Source organism: Methanosarcina acetivorans C2A, assembly GCF_000007345.1.
GTDB lineage: Archaea > Halobacteriota > Methanosarcinia > Methanosarcinales > Methanosarcinaceae > Methanosarcina > Methanosarcina acetivorans.
The window spans coordinates 3,579,078-3,594,208 of the sequence record NC_003552.1 but is presented as its reverse complement, the minus strand read 5'-3'; the positions used below and the strand labels follow the sequence as shown (position 1 = coordinate 3,594,208).

At 45.4% G+C, this 15,131-nt stretch carries 18 protein-coding genes and 1 pseudogene; 7 read left to right on the top strand and 12 right to left on the bottom strand.

The window, feature by feature from the left end:
* Window positions 1–216: 216 nt before the first annotated feature.
* The 5 genes from MA_RS15115 to MA_RS15095 form a co-directional block, all read right to left on the bottom strand.
* Window positions 217–1,050, bottom strand: a complete 834-nt coding sequence (locus tag MA_RS15115) for a ZIP family metal transporter (RefSeq protein WP_011022831.1) — start codon at window positions 1,048–1,050, stop codon at window positions 217–219.
* A 246-nt stretch (window positions 1,051–1,296) separates the two neighbouring features.
* The gene (locus MA_RS15110) at window positions 1,297–1,584 is read right to left on the bottom strand and encodes a hypothetical protein (RefSeq protein ID WP_048066421.1); all 288 of its coding nucleotides are present in this window, start codon (window positions 1,582–1,584) and stop codon (window positions 1,297–1,299) included.
* 176 nt (window positions 1,585–1,760) lie between these two features.
* Window positions 1,761–2,159 carry a molybdopterin dinucleotide binding domain-containing protein gene (locus MA_RS15105; RefSeq protein ID WP_048065550.1) on the bottom strand — a complete coding sequence of 133 codons (399 nt, stop codon included), beginning with the start codon at window positions 2,157–2,159 and terminating at the stop codon, window positions 1,761–1,763.
* Window positions 2,159–3,403 carry a formylmethanofuran dehydrogenase subunit B gene (locus tag MA_RS15100; RefSeq protein WP_048065549.1) on the bottom strand — a complete coding sequence of 415 codons (1,245 nt, stop codon included), beginning with the start codon at window positions 3,401–3,403 and terminating at the stop codon, window positions 2,159–2,161. The genes MA_RS15105 and MA_RS15100 overlap by 1 nt, the downstream gene beginning before the upstream one ends.
* Before the next feature lie 10 nt (window positions 3,404–3,413).
* Window positions 3,414–3,878 (bottom strand): (Fe-S)-binding protein, encoded by a 465-nt coding sequence (locus MA_RS15095; protein ID WP_011022827.1) that lies wholly within the window; start codon window positions 3,876–3,878, stop codon window positions 3,414–3,416.
* A gap of 469 nt (window positions 3,879–4,347) precedes the next feature.
* Between MA_RS15095 and MA_RS27260 the strand changes: the two genes are divergently transcribed.
* Entirely contained in the window at window positions 4,348–4,647 is a 300-nt protein-coding gene (locus tag MA_RS27260; protein ID WP_157860268.1) for a hypothetical protein, read from the top strand.
* Window positions 4,648–4,690: 43 nt separating this feature from the next.
* Here MA_RS27260 and MA_RS15085 read toward each other — a convergent pair whose 3' ends face one another.
* The 3 genes from MA_RS15085 to MA_RS15075 form a co-directional block, all read right to left on the bottom strand.
* The gene (locus tag MA_RS15085; RefSeq protein ID WP_011022825.1) at window positions 4,691–5,020 is read right to left on the bottom strand and encodes a carboxymuconolactone decarboxylase family protein; all 330 of its coding nucleotides are present in this window, start codon (window positions 5,018–5,020) and stop codon (window positions 4,691–4,693) included.
* A 51-nt stretch (window positions 5,021–5,071) separates the two neighbouring features.
* The gene (locus tag MA_RS15080; protein ID WP_011022824.1) at window positions 5,072–5,668 is read right to left on the bottom strand and encodes a hypothetical protein; all 597 of its coding nucleotides are present in this window, start codon (window positions 5,666–5,668) and stop codon (window positions 5,072–5,074) included.
* A 317-nt stretch (window positions 5,669–5,985) separates the two neighbouring features.
* Window positions 5,986–6,249, bottom strand: a complete 264-nt coding sequence (locus tag MA_RS15075; RefSeq protein ID WP_248698048.1) for a pyrimidine dimer DNA glycosylase/endonuclease V — start codon at window positions 6,247–6,249, stop codon at window positions 5,986–5,988.
* Window positions 6,250–6,317: 68 nt separating this feature from the next.
* On the opposite strand from MA_RS15075, the pseudogene MA_RS15070 reads away from it, so the two are divergent.
* Window positions 6,318–7,002, top strand: a pseudogene (locus tag MA_RS15070) (IS5 family transposase).
* A 124-nt stretch (window positions 7,003–7,126) separates the two neighbouring features.
* On the opposite strand, the gene MA_RS15065 reads toward MA_RS15070, so the two are convergent.
* On the bottom strand, window positions 7,127–7,408 hold the full coding sequence (locus tag MA_RS15065; RefSeq protein WP_011022822.1) for a ferredoxin-thioredoxin reductase catalytic domain-containing protein: 282 nt from the start codon (window positions 7,406–7,408) through the stop codon (window positions 7,127–7,129).
* A gap of 724 nt (window positions 7,409–8,132) precedes the next feature.
* Between MA_RS15065 and MA_RS15060 the strand changes: the two genes are divergently transcribed.
* The 3 genes from MA_RS15060 to MA_RS15050 all read left to right on the top strand — a co-directional run bounded on the left by MA_RS15060 (window position 8,133) and on the right by MA_RS15050 (window position 12,392).
* Window positions 8,133–8,366, top strand: a complete 234-nt coding sequence (locus MA_RS15060) for a hypothetical protein (RefSeq protein ID WP_011022821.1) — start codon at window positions 8,133–8,135, stop codon at window positions 8,364–8,366.
* A 178-nt stretch (window positions 8,367–8,544) separates the two neighbouring features.
* A complete protein-coding gene (hdrA2, locus tag MA_RS15055; RefSeq protein WP_011022820.1) occupies window positions 8,545–10,926 on the top strand; it encodes a CoB-CoM heterodisulfide reductase HdrA2 in 2,382 nt (793 codons plus the stop codon).
* The gene (locus MA_RS15050) at window positions 10,923–12,392 is read left to right on the top strand and encodes a 4Fe-4S binding protein (RefSeq protein ID WP_011022819.1); all 1,470 of its coding nucleotides are present in this window, start codon (window positions 10,923–10,925) and stop codon (window positions 12,390–12,392) included. The genes hdrA2 and MA_RS15050 overlap by 4 nt, the downstream gene beginning before the upstream one ends.
* A gap of 205 nt (window positions 12,393–12,597) precedes the next feature.
* Here the strand turns inward: MA_RS15050 and MA_RS15045 are convergent, their stop codons facing one another.
* Window positions 12,598–13,056, bottom strand: coding sequence for a universal stress protein (locus MA_RS15045; protein WP_011022818.1), 459 nt, complete (start codon window positions 13,054–13,056; stop codon window positions 12,598–12,600).
* Window positions 13,057–13,228: 172 nt separating this feature from the next.
* On the opposite strand from MA_RS15045, the gene MA_RS15040 reads away from it, so the two are divergent.
* Window positions 13,229–13,885 (top strand): DUF2284 domain-containing protein, encoded by a 657-nt coding sequence (locus MA_RS15040; RefSeq protein ID WP_048065547.1) that lies wholly within the window; start codon window positions 13,229–13,231, stop codon window positions 13,883–13,885.
* A 40-nt stretch (window positions 13,886–13,925) separates the two neighbouring features.
* Here the strand turns inward: MA_RS15040 and MA_RS28825 are convergent, their stop codons facing one another.
* Window positions 13,926–14,429, bottom strand: a complete 504-nt coding sequence (locus MA_RS28825; RefSeq protein WP_011022816.1) for a hypothetical protein — start codon at window positions 14,427–14,429, stop codon at window positions 13,926–13,928.
* Here MA_RS28825 and MA_RS27250 point away from each other — a divergent pair.
* On the top strand, window positions 14,428–14,589 hold the full coding sequence (locus MA_RS27250; protein ID WP_157860266.1) for a hypothetical protein: 162 nt from the start codon (window positions 14,428–14,430) through the stop codon (window positions 14,587–14,589). The genes MA_RS28825 and MA_RS27250 overlap by 2 nt on opposite strands.
* On the opposite strand, the gene MA_RS15030 is transcribed toward MA_RS27250, so the two are convergent.
* Window positions 14,586–14,888 (bottom strand): hypothetical protein, encoded by a 303-nt coding sequence (locus MA_RS15030; protein ID WP_011022815.1) that lies wholly within the window; start codon window positions 14,886–14,888, stop codon window positions 14,586–14,588. The two genes, MA_RS27250 and MA_RS15030, sit on opposite strands and share 4 nt — an antisense overlap.
* Between the last annotated feature and the right edge of the window lie 243 nt (window positions 14,889–15,131).

The following is a 15,131-nucleotide window of genomic DNA, read 5'->3' as shown; positions in this document are numbered from 1 at the left end:
ATTATTGATATATTATATTTGGCCTTATATATCCATTTTGAAACAATCTTACATCGATAATCTCAAAAATAAAAAAGAAAGCAAGCAACCTTATTCTATCTTTTCTCTTTGAGTCCGCTGGAGACTGAGGCCAAAACAAAAATATGTCACAGGTCTGTGAAAAACCAGAGATCGCCATAAAAAGTTAATTTCCCGGAAGTTGTTTGAGATAAATTATTAGCCAAAAGCCACGTCAAGGACCATCATTACCGAGAAGCCTATCATTGTACCTATTGTTGCAAGGGGAGCATTCCCTCCGTGCTGGGACTCGGGAATAATTTCTTCAACCACAACAAAGATCATGGCGCCTGCGGCAAAGGCAAGAGCATATGGCAGGATAGGCCGTACAAGCATAACTGCTGCGACCCCGATCACACTTGCAATAGGTTCGACTATTGCGGAAGCCTGGCCGTAGTTGAAGCTTTTAAAACAGGACATGCCTTCACGCCGAAGAGGAACGGAAACCACAAGCCCTTCCGGAAAATTCTGGATCCCGATCCCTGTAGTCAGGGCAATGGCTGCCGGAAGGCTATACATGTATCCTGAAGCTGCAGCTCCAAAGGCAACCCCGACGGCAAGTCCTTCAGGGATATTGTGCAGTGTTACGGCAAGAACCAGCAGGGTGTTTCGCCTCCAGGAGGTTTTTAGGCCTTCGGCAGCTTCAGTCGCAGAGCCAAATTGAAGGTGAGGAAGTATTTTGTCTATCCCTCTGAGGAAAAGACCTCCCAGGAGGAAGCCCAGTACGGCAGGAAGCCATGCCGGAATACTCCTGCCTTCCGACATTTCAATAGCTGGAGCGAGCAGGGACCAGTAGCTAGCAGCGATCATTACACCGGCTGTAAAACCCAGCATCGAATCAAGTACTTTCCTGCTAACCTCCCTGGTAAAAAATACAGATGCTGCTCCGAGCGCAGTCATTCCCCATGTGAAAATTCCTGCAAGCAGTGCCTGTTCCAGTGGGTGTAACTGCTGCAAAAAATAAATAATATCTCCAACCCCTCTTATGTACATTCAGGATAAGTAATCCTTCTAAAGTGTTCGCAGCCGTATTTTTTGAATACAAACATTTCCAAAGCTCACATTAAAATCCTGAGAAGCATGACACCTGGGAACTAAAATTAAATCTGACTACATTGAGAACATAAAATTAAGATCTGCAGATGAATATGTTACGGTAATATTATATAAGAATAGAAAATATTGTTCCGAATTTAAGATTCATCATTTCCGAAGCTACATTTTTTCGGTACGCTGCCGTCAAATCTTCATTTTGGCCTGTATTTCACTCAGTCTTTTTTTCCCGAGTTCAACAATTTTCATCAGTTCCAGGTGCTCGTTTTCTGAGATAACACTACCTGGAGATAAAGGTTTTACAGCATTCCCGTCAGAGTACAGCAGAACGCCGTTCCAGGCTGCAAAATGAGAGCCAGACAGGTATTCACAGGGCAGTTCCCATCTGGATTTTACATTTTCAAAGCCTTCAAAATTGTAGAAAACAGTTCCGTTTTTCAAGACCCTGGTAAATTTCAGGAGTACATCAGCCATACTCTCATCCGGTTTGGTTTTAAGAAAAAAACTGAAAAGGGAGAAAATAAAGCAGAAAAAGTAAATTTCCGTTTTTACTATTTTTTTGTAAGTTATCTTTTGCAAGCTATCCTCTAAAGGCTGTTAACGGTTATCTTTTAAAGCCTCTTTTCTCCCATTAAGCCTGCCAAAGAAAGTTAAAACTCGATTTCGGTTACTTTTTCTCCTTTTGCGTTGGTAACGGTTACGGAAATGTCTTTGAATTTGGGGACCCCGGTGCCGCCCGTTCCGTCCGAGACCAGCATATTGGACCAGGGGCTGTTAGGCATATACGCAATGCCCCTATGAGGGGTTTCGTATCCGGACTCCTCAGCTTTGACCACAATCGTTCCGAAGGAGTTTTTCAGGACTACGGTGTCGCCTTTTTTCACGTTCAACTGCTTGAGGTCTGCAGGGTCCATTTTTATTACGGCAGAAAGGTTCCTGTACTCTTCTCCAAAACGGTTTTCAACCATCGCTTTGTCCTGAAAGATATCACTGTAGGTTATGATCCTGATCTTTATTTCAGGGGATTTAAGAAAAGATCCGAAATCCATCAGAGAGCCTCCATTATCTTTTTGAGAACAGCTTCATCCGAGAGCCGCTTTGTTTCAACAACAGGTTTGAAGTCTACCTTTACCCCGTCCATACGTGTGGCAGTCCCTCCTGACTCAACTCCGCCGACTGCAGTATTAATATAGACTTTTGCGTTTCTGGAAGTCAGGGTTTCGAAGGGGTTTAGCGAGATGACGGGAATTTCAAGCAGGTTCTTTGCAATAGACCTGGGGAGGCTTGAAAACGGATCATAACCGATTATAAGGGCTGCATCCACGGTTTTTGCTTTCAGAGATTCAACGATCGAATATTCGGGTCCGTGCTTTACGGCACCGTCTTCAAACTTTACACTGTTTACGTACCCTGTTTCTTCAAAGAGGTTTTCATTAAAGCCCCGTGTGTTGGAGTATCCCACCATGGGGATCAGGTGGAAATTTGCTTTTTCGTTCAGGGCATCCATGAGCCGGAAAAGAGGTTCCAGGTTTTCCAGGGAGTAAACCAAACCAAGCCCCACAAAGACCACTCCGAACTTTGCCCCCTTAAGGATGTTTGCCAGTTCAAGGATTCTTTTTGGGGGGAAGTTGTAGGAGGTTTTCGGAAGCTTTCCGGAAAGGGCTGCAATCAGGGCATCGATGAACTCGGCATCTCCCCCTGGAGGGATCTCGAAGAAATAGTTTCCGCAGATCTTTGCAGTATGGGACTTCCGGACATCTATTGCAATTGCAGTTCTTTCTTCTTCCCAGCCCCGCTGTTTTTCCTTGCCTCTGGGGAAATAGGAATGTTTCGAAAGGTGGCGGGGGTGAGAGTCCGAGGGGTTCGTCCCCCAGTAAATAGTAACATCGGCTTTATTCCTCACATCGTCAAGCGTACAGGTCTTGAACCTGTTTTGAAGGAGGGCTTCAACCAAACTCCCCAGACGGAATGAAGAAGGATCATCAAGAGTTGCACTGGTTTTTTTTGCAAGCTCGATTGCAAGTTTCTGCGCTTCATTACTGGAGGTCCCAAGCCCGAAAATCAGGGGGTTTTTTGCATTCTTCAGGATAGCTACAGCCTCGCTTACAGCAGTAGCTTCATCAACAGGCTTATCGCCAACACGGAAAACTGCATTATCCGTGCCTTCTTTCATGTGGGCTACCCCAACCCTGCAGGCTGTATATACTTTGTTTACGATGTTCTTTTCAGCCTCGACCTCGATATCGTCGCAGAGCATTCCACAGCCTGTGCATACGTAGTAATTTTTCTCCATCCTCTCAGCCTCACACAAACTCGATTGCCTCTACAGGGCAGGTTACTATACAGCCGTTACAGAGGATCTTATTCTTCCCGAATCTGCGGCACTCCCCAAGGTTCTGGGCTTTTACAACGCCGTCTTCTACGGTCAGGACCAGCTTGTTAGGATTCGTAGGGGCATTTCCAGAACCTACCCCATAAGGATCGTTTGCTACATTAGGAGGGCAGGCAACGACGCAGTTTCCGCAACCGAAACAGAGGTCTTCATGCACTATGAGCCCTGTTTCGGTTGCTCCTTCCGACGGCTTGAAAAGGCCGCTGATCTTTTCGTAGTTTTCTTTATATTTGGGTTCTTCTTTCAGGGGCGGGCAGTCCTCAGGCGTCAGCTCATGAGCCATAAGGGCAACTGCAAACGCCATACAGGAGGTCTTTCCACATTTTTTGCAGTTAGTCTTTGGAAGCATCTGATAGAGTTCCATTGCATTTGTCATTTCAGGTCACCCTTGAGTCAAATTTATCCTAAGTAAATTAAAGAAATGGCAGGTCAATACCATACCAAGGAAATAGTGTCTGTAAAGGCCAGTAATGTGAACCGAAAATTACTCATTTGAATTCCGGTTTGAAGGAAACGTGGTCTGAGAATATTGAGCGTCTAAGAGCATTGGAATACAATGTTAATAGATTTATTTAAGAGATGAATTTAATCCACCTTAAACTATTGCTTTTTAATTCTCAATGTTAATTTTGAGTTACAGTGTTAACGGGCTTTCTGTTCCCGGATAAGGTTCTTGCCTTTTGCAGGTTGAAATACATGAATTTCAATTTAACTGCTCATCCGGAAAGAAAAAATAAGAATTTACGTTTTTATAAGAATTCACGTTTTTTAATTTATCGGTATCGGGCTTCAAATGGTACAAGATATACGCCATCGTCTCTTTTTTGGCCTTTTACCAGCTCACAATGTCTCAGGAGAGCAAACTGGTTTTCGGCTTCGCGGGAGGATATCTCGAATTTTTCGACAATTTCTTCCTTTTTTACTCTTCCCCTGGAGACGATGAATTCATAAATGGCTTTTTGCAGTTCAGTCAGGCCTTCAGTCCCCTCAAGCCCGGCTTCTTCCCTGAAAATCTTTTTCGAACGGACAGCCCAGGGGTCACATGCCTGGATTTTATGGTGGCCTTCGATATAACAGTCTTCACAAAGAACCTTTCCATTTTCTTCGTAAATGTCTTCTTTTTCCAGTTTGCATCCGCAGACTGAACACTCGGTTTTTTCTTCTGTAATCTTTTATCCCTCCGAAGTTTCAAACATTCATTTCATCAAGAATTTTGAGAACAACCGTTGACCCGTAAGCTACTGAAGGCCCTCCTCCCATCACTATTGCAGTGCTGACCGCCTCCATGATCTCTTTCCTGTTTGCTCCAAGGTTTACGGCTTCGGGAACATGCTTCCAGAGGCAGGGCTCACAGCGCAGGGCAACTGCAATCCCCACCATCATCAGCTCTTTTGTCCGGGCACTTAAAGCTCCGTCTTTGACGACTTCTGAATGAAGTCCCATCATAGCGTTCATCACTCCCGGGAGTTCCCCGGCCATTTCTTTCATCCTTTCGTTCATCTCTGTTTTATCTGTCAACTTCTCACCTCAGAAAGCTTCAAAGTACATATATACACTATACAAGAACTTTCAGGAGTCAAAAGGTACCATATACATTTCTTCTCCCATTTTTCTCCACTTCAAAAGTTCGCAGTGCCGCAATAATGCAAGCTGGTTACTGGTCTCCTGCAGGGTGAGTTTGAAAAGCTTCGAGATCTTTTCGGGGGTTGCTCCTCCTTCCTCCAGGATAAAGTCATAAATTTCTTTTTGCAGTTCGGTCAGGCCGTCGGTTCCTTCAAACCCGTGCTGTTTTCTGAAGAGTTTTTTAGAACGCACTGCCACAGGGTCTGCAAACTTTATTTTCTGGTGCACTTCCAGGTAACAGTCCTCACATACAGGCTTTCCGTTTTCTTTGACGTATTCGCTCCCCGGAATTTCCTTCCCGCATCCAAGACACGTTACAAAATAAGCTACTGACCCGTCAATTTCTCTGTTCCCGGCTTTATTAGTCTTTATAAGGCCGTGAAACTCCAGATAACCCACTATTTCGTAAACTGTCGACCTTGATAATCCATATCCGGTTTTAGCTTTCTTTATAATGTCTCGAATATGAAATCCCTTGTCTATACGGGCTTCTTTTATGCATTCAAGAACCCATATCTCTTCTTCATCCAGCACAAGAGCCATTGAAATTTAAGTCCTTTGAAGTTCCTTAGATTCTTATTCGGTCCAGAGTAGTATTTTGAATACTCACTGTCTTGATGCCTTACTTTTCCATTCTCTTGCTTCTTATATTGTCATTAACAGCTTTTCTCATTATATCTGTTTTGTCTCTCTATCTCTGCTCTTATTATATTAATAACTATCGATAACAATATATATAATATTTTGTAAAATCAACGCTTTGATAAAACTAAGAAAATTCTCAAACATTGAGATGTTCTTCGAAAAAATTCGGAGTTTATGGGTTTTATGTGGATTCGCGGGTTTCTGGAAACTTCCGGTCAGACCCGGCATTCGTATCCTCTTTCTTTGAGGATCCGTACCTGCTTTTCATAAGAGTCAACAAACTCGTCCTGCACGGCTTTTCCTGTAGCAAGGGCGGGGTCAAGAGGGGTATGGTGATTATATCCTCTTCTTCCCATTTCTTCCACAAGAGCCTCATGTCTCAGGTAGAGAGCCTTTAACTTTCCTTTCCAACTCAGTGTTTCTGGATGGTGGGCATAAGCTTTCTTGTTATTGGTAATTATGGGCCACAGGGCGTGCAATTCGCGGTGTTCCCCTAGAGGCGCTGCCTGCACATATTTTCAGGAGTCGAGAAGATGATTGGAAAATAATGAGTGGTATTTTTTATCTCCTTCGTACAGGTTACCAATGGAAAGCATTTCCAAGATGTTATGGAGTGCCAGGTACTGTCCATGATCGATTCCAAGAGTGGCAGAAAGATGGATTATTTGAACGAATGTGGCAAACTGGTCTGCTGGATTATTATAATGAAAAAGGGCTAGAGTGGGAGTGGCAAGCAATTGATGGAGCTATGATAAAAGCACCATTGGGTGGAGCTGGGGCCGGAACTAATCCTGCTGATCGAGGAAAAAAGGCACAAAAAGAAGTATATTAACTGATGCGAAAGGCATACCACTTTCTGTTGTTGTGGATGGAGCAAATCGTCATGATAAAATGCTTATAAAAGGGACTCTTGATGCTATTGTTATTGAAAGACCTTCACATGAAGTAACTCAGAATATCCGCATGGATAAAGGATATGATTTTCCTGATATCAGAGAATTGGTTGATGACTACGGATATACTGCCATATCAGGAGATGTGGAGAAGAAAACATAAGAATAGATATACCAGGTTATAGGACAAGAAGGTGGGTTGTGGAAAGGACACATTCATGGATAAACAGATTTAGAAGATTGCTTATTAGATGAGAAAAGAAGATTGAGAATTACCTGGCAATGCTACATTTCGCATGCGTATGGATAACTTTCAGAGCAGCAAGACTTTTCAATTAGGCTCTAAGTGAAAAGCTTTGAGAGGCTGGAAGGACAAAAAGTATTTATAGAGATTGTCCTCCCCCACCTTCGCTGATAACATTTAAAGCCCGTTTTTGGAGCAGGTCTGGCAGAACAAAATCCGTCAGGAGGGCTTGAAGAAAAGTTCACAGTGGCAGTTTCCATCTTTCTCAATTTCATCCTTATGATAGATGCAGGGACAAACTATCTTTTTATCCTCATCCTCGTCCCCGGTTACTATTCTGCAGGGACAGTAGCGCCTCCCAAACTTTTCAATCCTTGAAGCAAGCCCGTCAAGAACATAATCAAGAGCTTCTTTATCCGGGTTAAGCCTGTAGCCTGCCTTGTTTGCGTATTTTTCTGTCCATTCATACATCTTATTTTTTAATTCATCATGTTCACTCATTAGAGTTCCCTCCTGTTTTTGTAAGAGTGATACTGGTTATTCGTGAGAAGGTCATACACGGAAATATTAGATCGGGAGTCAGGAGCACTCTTACTCTGGCATAACTGTCTGAGACGATTGCCTGAGAACTGTAACTTATCCAGGTTTTTGACAATTATTCTTGAGAATTATTTTTGAAAATTTTATTATACCCCTGCTCACAGGAAAATTCCCGCATATATAATAAATAACAATTCGATACTGACTGATAGATTACGGATTAAGTTCTCAAACTATAAATTAATTGGTGAGCCCAAAAAGCCTTCAATCAGTTTATCTTAGCTTACTCTCTCAAATTAACCAGCTTCTCTTCAGGGAACTTAAACACAGGCCTTAACAGGAATCTAAAACTTAATATATATGAAATTAGCATAACTATAATATAAATATTATATATAATATATAAAATATGTGTAAATATTTTTTTCTCTAAAAAGTCCACGGATTACCCATGATGAAATTACAGTTGCCCTATATTTCATGTCTGCAATAAAGCTCAAAAAAGATAATCTGAAAGTCACTGGAAAAGCTAAAAAGGCGTGTGTTTCAGGATAATAATTCTGAATTTGATACTATTCATTATGAAAAAGCTGCAGGGACGAGGCTCGGAAAACATTTACAAAATAAAGGTTTTGATTTTGTATAAAACGGCTACATTTTTATCCTGTTTGAGGGAAAATTTATATTGAGATTTATAAAACACAAAGCTCACAGGTATCTGGAAAGCCTGAAGGAAAATCTGAAGGAAAACCAGAATGAAAATCTAGATGGAAACCTGAATGGAAATCTAGATGGAAACCTGAATGGAAACCTGAATGGAAACCTGAATGGAAACCTGAATGGAAACCTGAATGGAAACCTGAATGAAAACCTGAATGGAAAAATAAAGAAAAGTTTTTCCAGGCTCTTACAAGAATAATATGAACCGGACCATACAGGACCTTACTTTTACTGCACGAGAGTAAATGTTGTGCAGAAAAGCGTTTTAGAATTATAATTTTCAAAATTTTAACTTATATATTATATATATGATCACATCAAAAGATATATCAAAACTCAATTCGAAGAATATTTGTAAATATAAGGAGTCAACAAGCATGCGAATCGGAGTCTACATTTGCCATTGCGGACTGAACATTGCAGGAGTAATTGACGTTTCAGCCCTTGAGGCAATGGCAAACGAACTGGAAGATGTGGTGCTTGCCCGGGAAGTACAGTTTCTATGTTCCGATTCCGGACAGGAAGGCATCATTAAGGACATAAAAGATAACAAACTTGACAGGGTTGTGGTAGCTGCCTGTTCCCCAAGGCTGCACGAAAAGACCTTCAGGCACGTCATGGAAAAAGCCGGCCTTAATCCTTACCTAATGGAGATGGTAAACATAAGAGAGCAGTGCTCCTGGGTGCATGCGGATGACCCGCAGATGGCGACCCAGAAAGCTTTTGACCTGATAAGGATGGGGGTTGCAAAAGCCCGGTTCCTAAGGGAATTGAGTGCAACAAACTCAAAAGCCAGCCGAAATGTTCTTATCATAGGGGGAGGGGTTGCAGGAATCGAAGCCGCCTTAAACCTTGCAGAAGCCGGTTTTCCCGTAACCATGGTAGAGAAGGAATCTACAATCGGAGGCAAAATGGCCCTGATGAATGAAGTATTCCCGACAAACGACTGCTCGATCTGTGTGCTTGCTCCCAAAATGACAGAAGTTCAGAACCATCCCAACATCACTCTTTATACATATTCTGAGGTTACCGATATCTCAGGATCGGTCGGAAAATTCCATGTTAGGGTCAAACGCAAACCAAGGTTCGTACTTGAGGACAAATGCAAGGGCTGCGTTGACCTCTGCTCCGGGGTCTGCCCTGTTGAAATCGAAAACCCCATGAACTACGGGATCGGAAAGACCCGGGCTATCTATATGCCAATCCCCCAGTCCGTTCCTCAGGTAGTGTTAATCGACCCTGACCACTGTGTGGGTTGCGGGCTCTGCCAGCTGGCATGTCCTGCAGAAGCTGTGGATTACGAACAGAAGCCGGAGGAAATCGAATTCGAAGCCGGAGCCATAATCGTTTCTACAGGTTACCAGCTCTTTGACGCTTCCCGGAAAAAGGAGTACGGGTTTGGAAAATATCCCGATGTCATAACGAATATGCAGCTTGAACGGATGCTGAACTCTGCAGGCCCGACAGGAGGAAGAGTCCTTGTGCCTTCCACCGGTGAGCCCCCAAAAAGCGTTGCATTTATCCAGTGTGTAGGATCAAGGGACAAAACCGTAGGCAACGAATACTGTTCAAGGGTCTGCTGTATGGCAGCCCTTAAAAATTCCCAGATGGTAAAGGAACGCTACCCTGATACTGATGTTACTATCCACTATATCGATATACGGGCTGCGGGGGAGATGTACGAAGAATACTACACAAGGACTCAGGAAATGGGTGTTGACTTCATCCGTGGAAAGGTTGCCGAGGTCTATTCCGGCGAAGACGGAAGGCCCGTTGTCCGTTTCGAAAATACCCTGGAATCCAGCGTTGAAGAAGAAGCCCATGACCTTGTTGTGCTCTCGACAGGCTACGAGCCGACCAAGGCTGCAGAGGGAATAGGCAGGATGCTTAACCTTGCGCGTCGCCCGGACCGTTTCTTTGCAAGCGCCCATCCGAAAATGCGTCCTGTAGATGCCCCGGTAAGCGGAGTTTTCCTTGCAGGCTGTGCTTCGGGGCCCAAAGAAATCCAGGTCTCCATAGCTCAGGGCAGTGCCTGTGCCTCTAAAGTTATGCAGCTTCTCGGGACCGGAGAACTTGAAGCCGACCCCATGGGAGCCCATGTTGATCCTGATAAGTGCATTGGCTGCAGGACATGTGTGGAAGTCTGCAAATTCGGAAAGATCAGCATTGAGAATAAAAAAGCTGTTGTGGACGAGGTCTCCTGTTACGGCTGCGGGGACTGCAGTGCCGCATGCCCTGTTGGGGCAATTCAGATGCGGAACTTTGAAAACGAACAGATCCTTGCCCAGGTCAGGGAGGCAACTGCTCATAAGTCCCAGTGCCCCTTTATTGTGGCTTTCCTCTGCAACTGGTGCAGTTATGCCTGTGCCGACCTGACCGGAATGTCAAGGATCCGTTATCCGACAAACATCAGGGTAATCCGTACCATGTGTTCGGCAAGGGTAAACCCCGAATTCGTGCTTGAAGCCCTCAAAGGCGGAGCGGACGGCGTGCTTGTTGCGGGCTGCAGGATGGATGAGTGCCACTATATTCACGGAAACTTTGATGCGAAAAAGCGTATGGACATCTTAAAAGAAGTCATTAAGGAAATCGGGCTTGACCCGAAAAGACTCCGGACTCTCTGGATCTCGGCTGCCGAAGGAGAACGTTTCTCAAATACGATTAATGAGTTTGTAAAGGAACTCGAAGAAATAGGGCCCATAGGAAGCGAGTTCAAGCAAGAATGTGCTGTTCCCGGGGTTGAGGAGGTGACACAGTGAGCGAGAATGAACCCGAAGAGTTCCCGGAGCAGGAAACTCAGGTATGTGGCGGGTGCTGCTGTGGAGCCGGAGAAAACGAAGAGTCCGAAAAAGGAGAAAATGAAACTGAGGATCTCGAATCCGAAGAGTTTGAGGAGCAGGCAGAGGCGGAGCCAGAAGAAGAAAACCAGGAAAAGCTCACGGTTACGACCAGCATGGACCTGCAGGGAAGCCATTTCCTCTATACGCAGGCAACCGAGAAGTCTCTCAAGACCCTCGATTACGATTACAAGCGCTGCAACGGCTGCGGGATCTGTGTGGATATCTGCCCCACAAAAGCTCTTGAACTGGGCCCCATGCATGAGATCGCAACCGGGCTTGATGCCCCTCCTGTCATGATGGACCTTGATAAATGCACCTTCTGCAGGATGTGTTCAAACCTCTGCCCTGTGCATGCCATAACCTTCGAATCCGTAGGAGAGGTTCCTGATGAAGAACAGTATCCAAAATACGATGCGTTTGTGAATATCAACGAAAAATGCCTCCCCTGCGCCCTCTGTGAAGGAGCCTGCCCGCAGGACGCAATCGAAGTCGAGTTCACCTTCCCGAAAAAAGAAGAGATAGCTCCCTTTAAGGAAGGAGCGGGGGGTGAAATCGAAATTGACCCCGAAAAATGCAACTTCTGCGGGATCTGCGCCCGATTCTGCGACGCTTTCATCCTGCTTGAACGTGAACCTACCCCTGATAACCCTGTGCCTTTTGAGCAGCTCCTTGTAGACGAGGATAAATGCGATTACTGTGTGCTCTGCCAAGACCTCTGCCCGGAAGAGGCAATAAAGGTCAAAGGGGAACGCCCCTGCGAAGCTCCGAAGGTGGAAGGCAAGGTAACAGTTGATGACATGAAATGCACACAGTGCGCCCGCTGTCAGGCTGTCTGCCCCTACGAAGCTGTGGACCTGCAAAAGCCCATGGAAGGGAAACTGAGCCTTATCGAACTTAACCTGAAGGAGTGTGACCCCCAGGGCTGCCGTGGCTGTTTTAATGTTTGCCCCTCGGAACTCTGGTACGTGCCTACAGACCCCGAAGACCCTCGAAAGATTGCTTTCGCCGAGGATTTCTGCATGTACTGCGGGGCCTGTGTGAAAGCCTGCCACCTTGGAGCCATAAAAGTGGAAAGAACCGATGTCCACCACACCAAGATCCCGGATACTCCCTGGGCTTCCCAGTGGAGGGATGCGATAGAGTCCCTGAAGACCGGAGTCCGGAAGGGGGTTGACCGTGCCGTCTTCAGAGAAACGGAAACCCTCAAAGCCCAGAAGTTTATGGGTATAGAGCCTCCATGTACCGATGAAGAGGCGCTTGCAGCCGTGCAGGCAAAAATCGATTCCCTCATTCCTGCCCTTAAGAGTGCAAAGGTCAGGAAACTCTGGGAAACCGATTCTCCGGAAAGCACTGCTGCAGCCGTGAAAAAGAAGATCGAAGGCTGAATTGGAATCTGATTGAAAGCTGATTGAAAACTGATTAAAAGCTGATTAAAAGCTGGATTGAAGCCAATTGAAGCCGGATCTAAGTTAAAAAGAAATCGTCTGCCAGGCTAAAGAAGAAAGTAAAAGAAGGACTGTTGAATAGAAATAGATTGATGAAGATACAGAGAACATAAACCTGAGGCTGAACGTTATTTTTTTGGGATCTTCAGCCTCGGAATTTGCATTTTTCGCTTATAACCATTACCGGTACCTTGCAGTGCCGGACAACTTTTTCTGCCACGCTGCCGAGCAGCAGCCTGTCAAGCCCGGTCTTGCCGAGGGTTCCCATAATAACGACATCCATTTCGTTGTCTTCAGCATAACGGATCAGCTCATCTGCCGGATGTCCTTCAAGCAGGATTGGGGCCACATCGACCCTGTCCATCTCTCCTGCCCTTTTTACATAATTTACGGCAGCATGTCCCTCTTTTTTCAGGGCTTCATTCATCCTTTCCCAGTCAAAATCCACAGCCATAGAAGAGAAATAATCCGTGGACACCACATATACCGCATAAACAGTGCCCCCGCTCAAACGGGCAAGCTCTATCGCATAGTTCGCAGCTATCCTGGAACAGATCGAACCATCGGTTGCAATCATTATTTTCCTGAAATTGACGATTCCCATTCAGTAACCCCAATTACTTTATTCACCTGCAAGAAATATAATTGCATCGGATTTAGAAGGGGTAATAGGGAAGAGAAATTTAATTTTTGGAAGAGTGAAAAGGGCAGAGAACTGGACAAAGGTCATCCCAGTGCAGCATAACTTATTGTCCTTGATCATACGAGTATAAACTATGAAGATAGATGATGAAAACTACAGGCTTCTGGAAGAAAAGGCAAAAGAGCTGGGTGCAAAAAGTCTCAGACTCTTGCCCGCAGAAAATATCGTGATAGAAGATCGAACTGTCCTGAAGTGTATTTTCGGCTGCAATGGCTACGGGAGCCGTGTCTGTCCCCCCTTCATCCCGACAGTGGACGAATTCAAAAAAATGCTTGCAGACTACGAATGGGCCCTTCTCGTTGAATGGAATTCCGATAATGTCTTTCCCCGGGAAGTCAGCGAGAATTTCGTAAAATACAGCTTCGAACCTCCTGGAGACGAAGCTGTAAAACAGCAGTTCCAGAATAACCTGAAAACAATAATGAAAGACCGAAAAGAAACGATTCAGCCCGGTGTCCTTGAACTCGAAAAACTCGCCTGGACCCTGGGATATAACACCGCCCTTGCCACCTTTCCAGGCATGTGTACCTGGTGTGCTACAAAAGACTACTCCGACGTAAAGTGCGCGGGAGCAGGCGGGCCCTGCCATCACCCGACTCTCCGCAGGCCGTGTCTTATGGGGCTCGGGGTAAGGATGGACAAAACCCTGGAAAAAATCGGTACTCCGCTCCAAAAGTTCCCGATGGACGATACGGCTCCTGTACCGTATACATTGATTCTGCTGGACTGAAAAGGTTTCAATTTTCCCTTTTCTACAAAAACGGGAAAGTTCAACGCAGTGACTTCCCCAGGCAAAAAGCACAGTTGTCATAACCTTCCCAGTGAGCCTGAGCGAGAGTATCTTTTGCAAACACAAGAGAATGTCCGTTTCGGATTATTTTATCTATCTGGCACTGCGCTTTTTCATTGTTCAGGTCATGGACCTCCTGACTGTTAGAATTTGCAAGGAAGCGCTTATCAGCCGGCCGGGATTTTGCAGGGATAACGGTGATTTTACGGGCTTCTTCCCAGCGCTTTCTGGACAGCTTCATGGCAAAGTCACGTTCGATACGCCGCACAGTCCGGCTGTACAGGCTCACGTGGTTGCTGTCCGGATCTATAGCAAAAGCTCTGCGACTTTTCAGCAGGAGCTGCCTTTCTGCACATGCCCCGAAGCAGTGAGCAAGTTCTTTTGGCCGGGAGGAACCCTTGAGTGAGAGTTCCAGGCTTTCGCCGTTCGTGGTGTGCAGGAACAGACGGGTTCCGTTTAACTTCAGAGAGTCACAGGCTGGCATGTCCGGCAGCCGGGAGACCGGTTCGAAACCTTCGTCTTTCCTTCAGATACTCCTGGTCCACCGCAACAGCAAAACGGTTATGGACAGCTACAGGGGCTGTAATAATCCCGAGGTTGTTGCCGGCAAATGTCGACGCACTCAGGGAAACGTCAGTTGCTAGGCCGAAAAGGAACTGTCCGGTTTCAGTGGCCTTGATATAATAACGATATACGTTTCCGAACAAATCATCTTCAACAGGCAGCGATAAAGTACGGGCTTTACCAGCTGCAGGTAAGCAGGGATCATATTGAAGTCCCGGAACATTTCCCAATCCAGAAGCCCGGTCGATTCGGCCTCTACAAACTCCAGCCTGACCTCCTCATTATGTTCCCCCTCAAGAAAGAGCCTGAGTAGAATGGTATCTCCTGTATAGGCTCCGCCCCCATCCCAGGTCGAAGCGCAAATACAGACTGTCAGCACCAGGAGTTTCCGAAGGCTCCGGATAGGTTAGATGCTGAATAGTCCATTCCACACAGACATTATTTATGCACAGAGCCCTCTCACAAATAAAAAACCGATTGACAGCATTTTCAATAACTTTTGGATCAAATTGCGGTTCAAGCTGCTCCCTTCCCGTTTCTACTGGCATCCTAATCTCTCTCAACTATTAAATTTAATTCTATAACTCACAAAAGTAGGGAATCTGTATGTAAAATAAGTGTT

Excerpts from the sequence above, each read along its gene's own strand:
- MA_RS15115 (WP_011022831.1), bottom strand. The coding sequence starts at position 1,050 with ATGTACATAAGAGGGGTTGGAGATATTATTTATTTTTTGCAGCAGTTA.
- MA_RS27250 (WP_157860266.1), top strand. The coding sequence starts at position 14,428 with ATGTCCGGCAGCCGGGAGACCGGTTCGAAACCTTCGTCTTTCCTTCAG.
- MA_RS15065 (WP_011022822.1), bottom strand. The coding sequence starts at position 7,408 with ATGAGTGAACATGATGAATTAAAAAATAAGATGTATGAATGGACAGAA.
- MA_RS15080 (WP_011022824.1), bottom strand. The coding sequence starts at position 5,668 with ATGGCTCTTGTGCTGGATGAAGAAGAGATATGGGTTCTTGAATGCATA.
- MA_RS28825 (WP_011022816.1), bottom strand. The coding sequence starts at position 14,429 with ATGCCAGCCTGTGACTCTCTGAAGTTAAACGGAACCCGTCTGTTCCTG.
- MA_RS15095 (WP_011022827.1), bottom strand. The coding sequence starts at position 3,878 with ATGACAAATGCAATGGAACTCTATCAGATGCTTCCAAAGACTAACTGC.
- MA_RS15040 (WP_048065547.1), top strand. The coding sequence starts at position 13,229 with ATGAAGATAGATGATGAAAACTACAGGCTTCTGGAAGAAAAGGCAAAA.
- MA_RS15045 (WP_011022818.1), bottom strand. The coding sequence starts at position 13,056 with ATGGGAATCGTCAATTTCAGGAAAATAATGATTGCAACCGATGGTTCG.
- hdrA2 (WP_011022820.1), top strand. The coding sequence starts at position 8,545 with ATGCGAATCGGAGTCTACATTTGCCATTGCGGACTGAACATTGCAGGA.
- MA_RS15110 (WP_048066421.1), bottom strand. The coding sequence starts at position 1,584 with ATGGCTGATGTACTCCTGAAATTTACCAGGGTCTTGAAAAACGGAACT.
- MA_RS27260 (WP_157860268.1), top strand. The coding sequence starts at position 4,348 with ATGTCTCAGGAGAGCAAACTGGTTTTCGGCTTCGCGGGAGGATATCTC.
- MA_RS15105 (WP_048065550.1), bottom strand. The coding sequence starts at position 2,159 with ATGGATTTCGGATCTTTTCTTAAATCCCCTGAAATAAAGATCAGGATC.
- MA_RS15100 (WP_048065549.1), bottom strand. The coding sequence starts at position 3,403 with ATGGAGAAAAATTACTACGTATGCACAGGCTGTGGAATGCTCTGCGAC.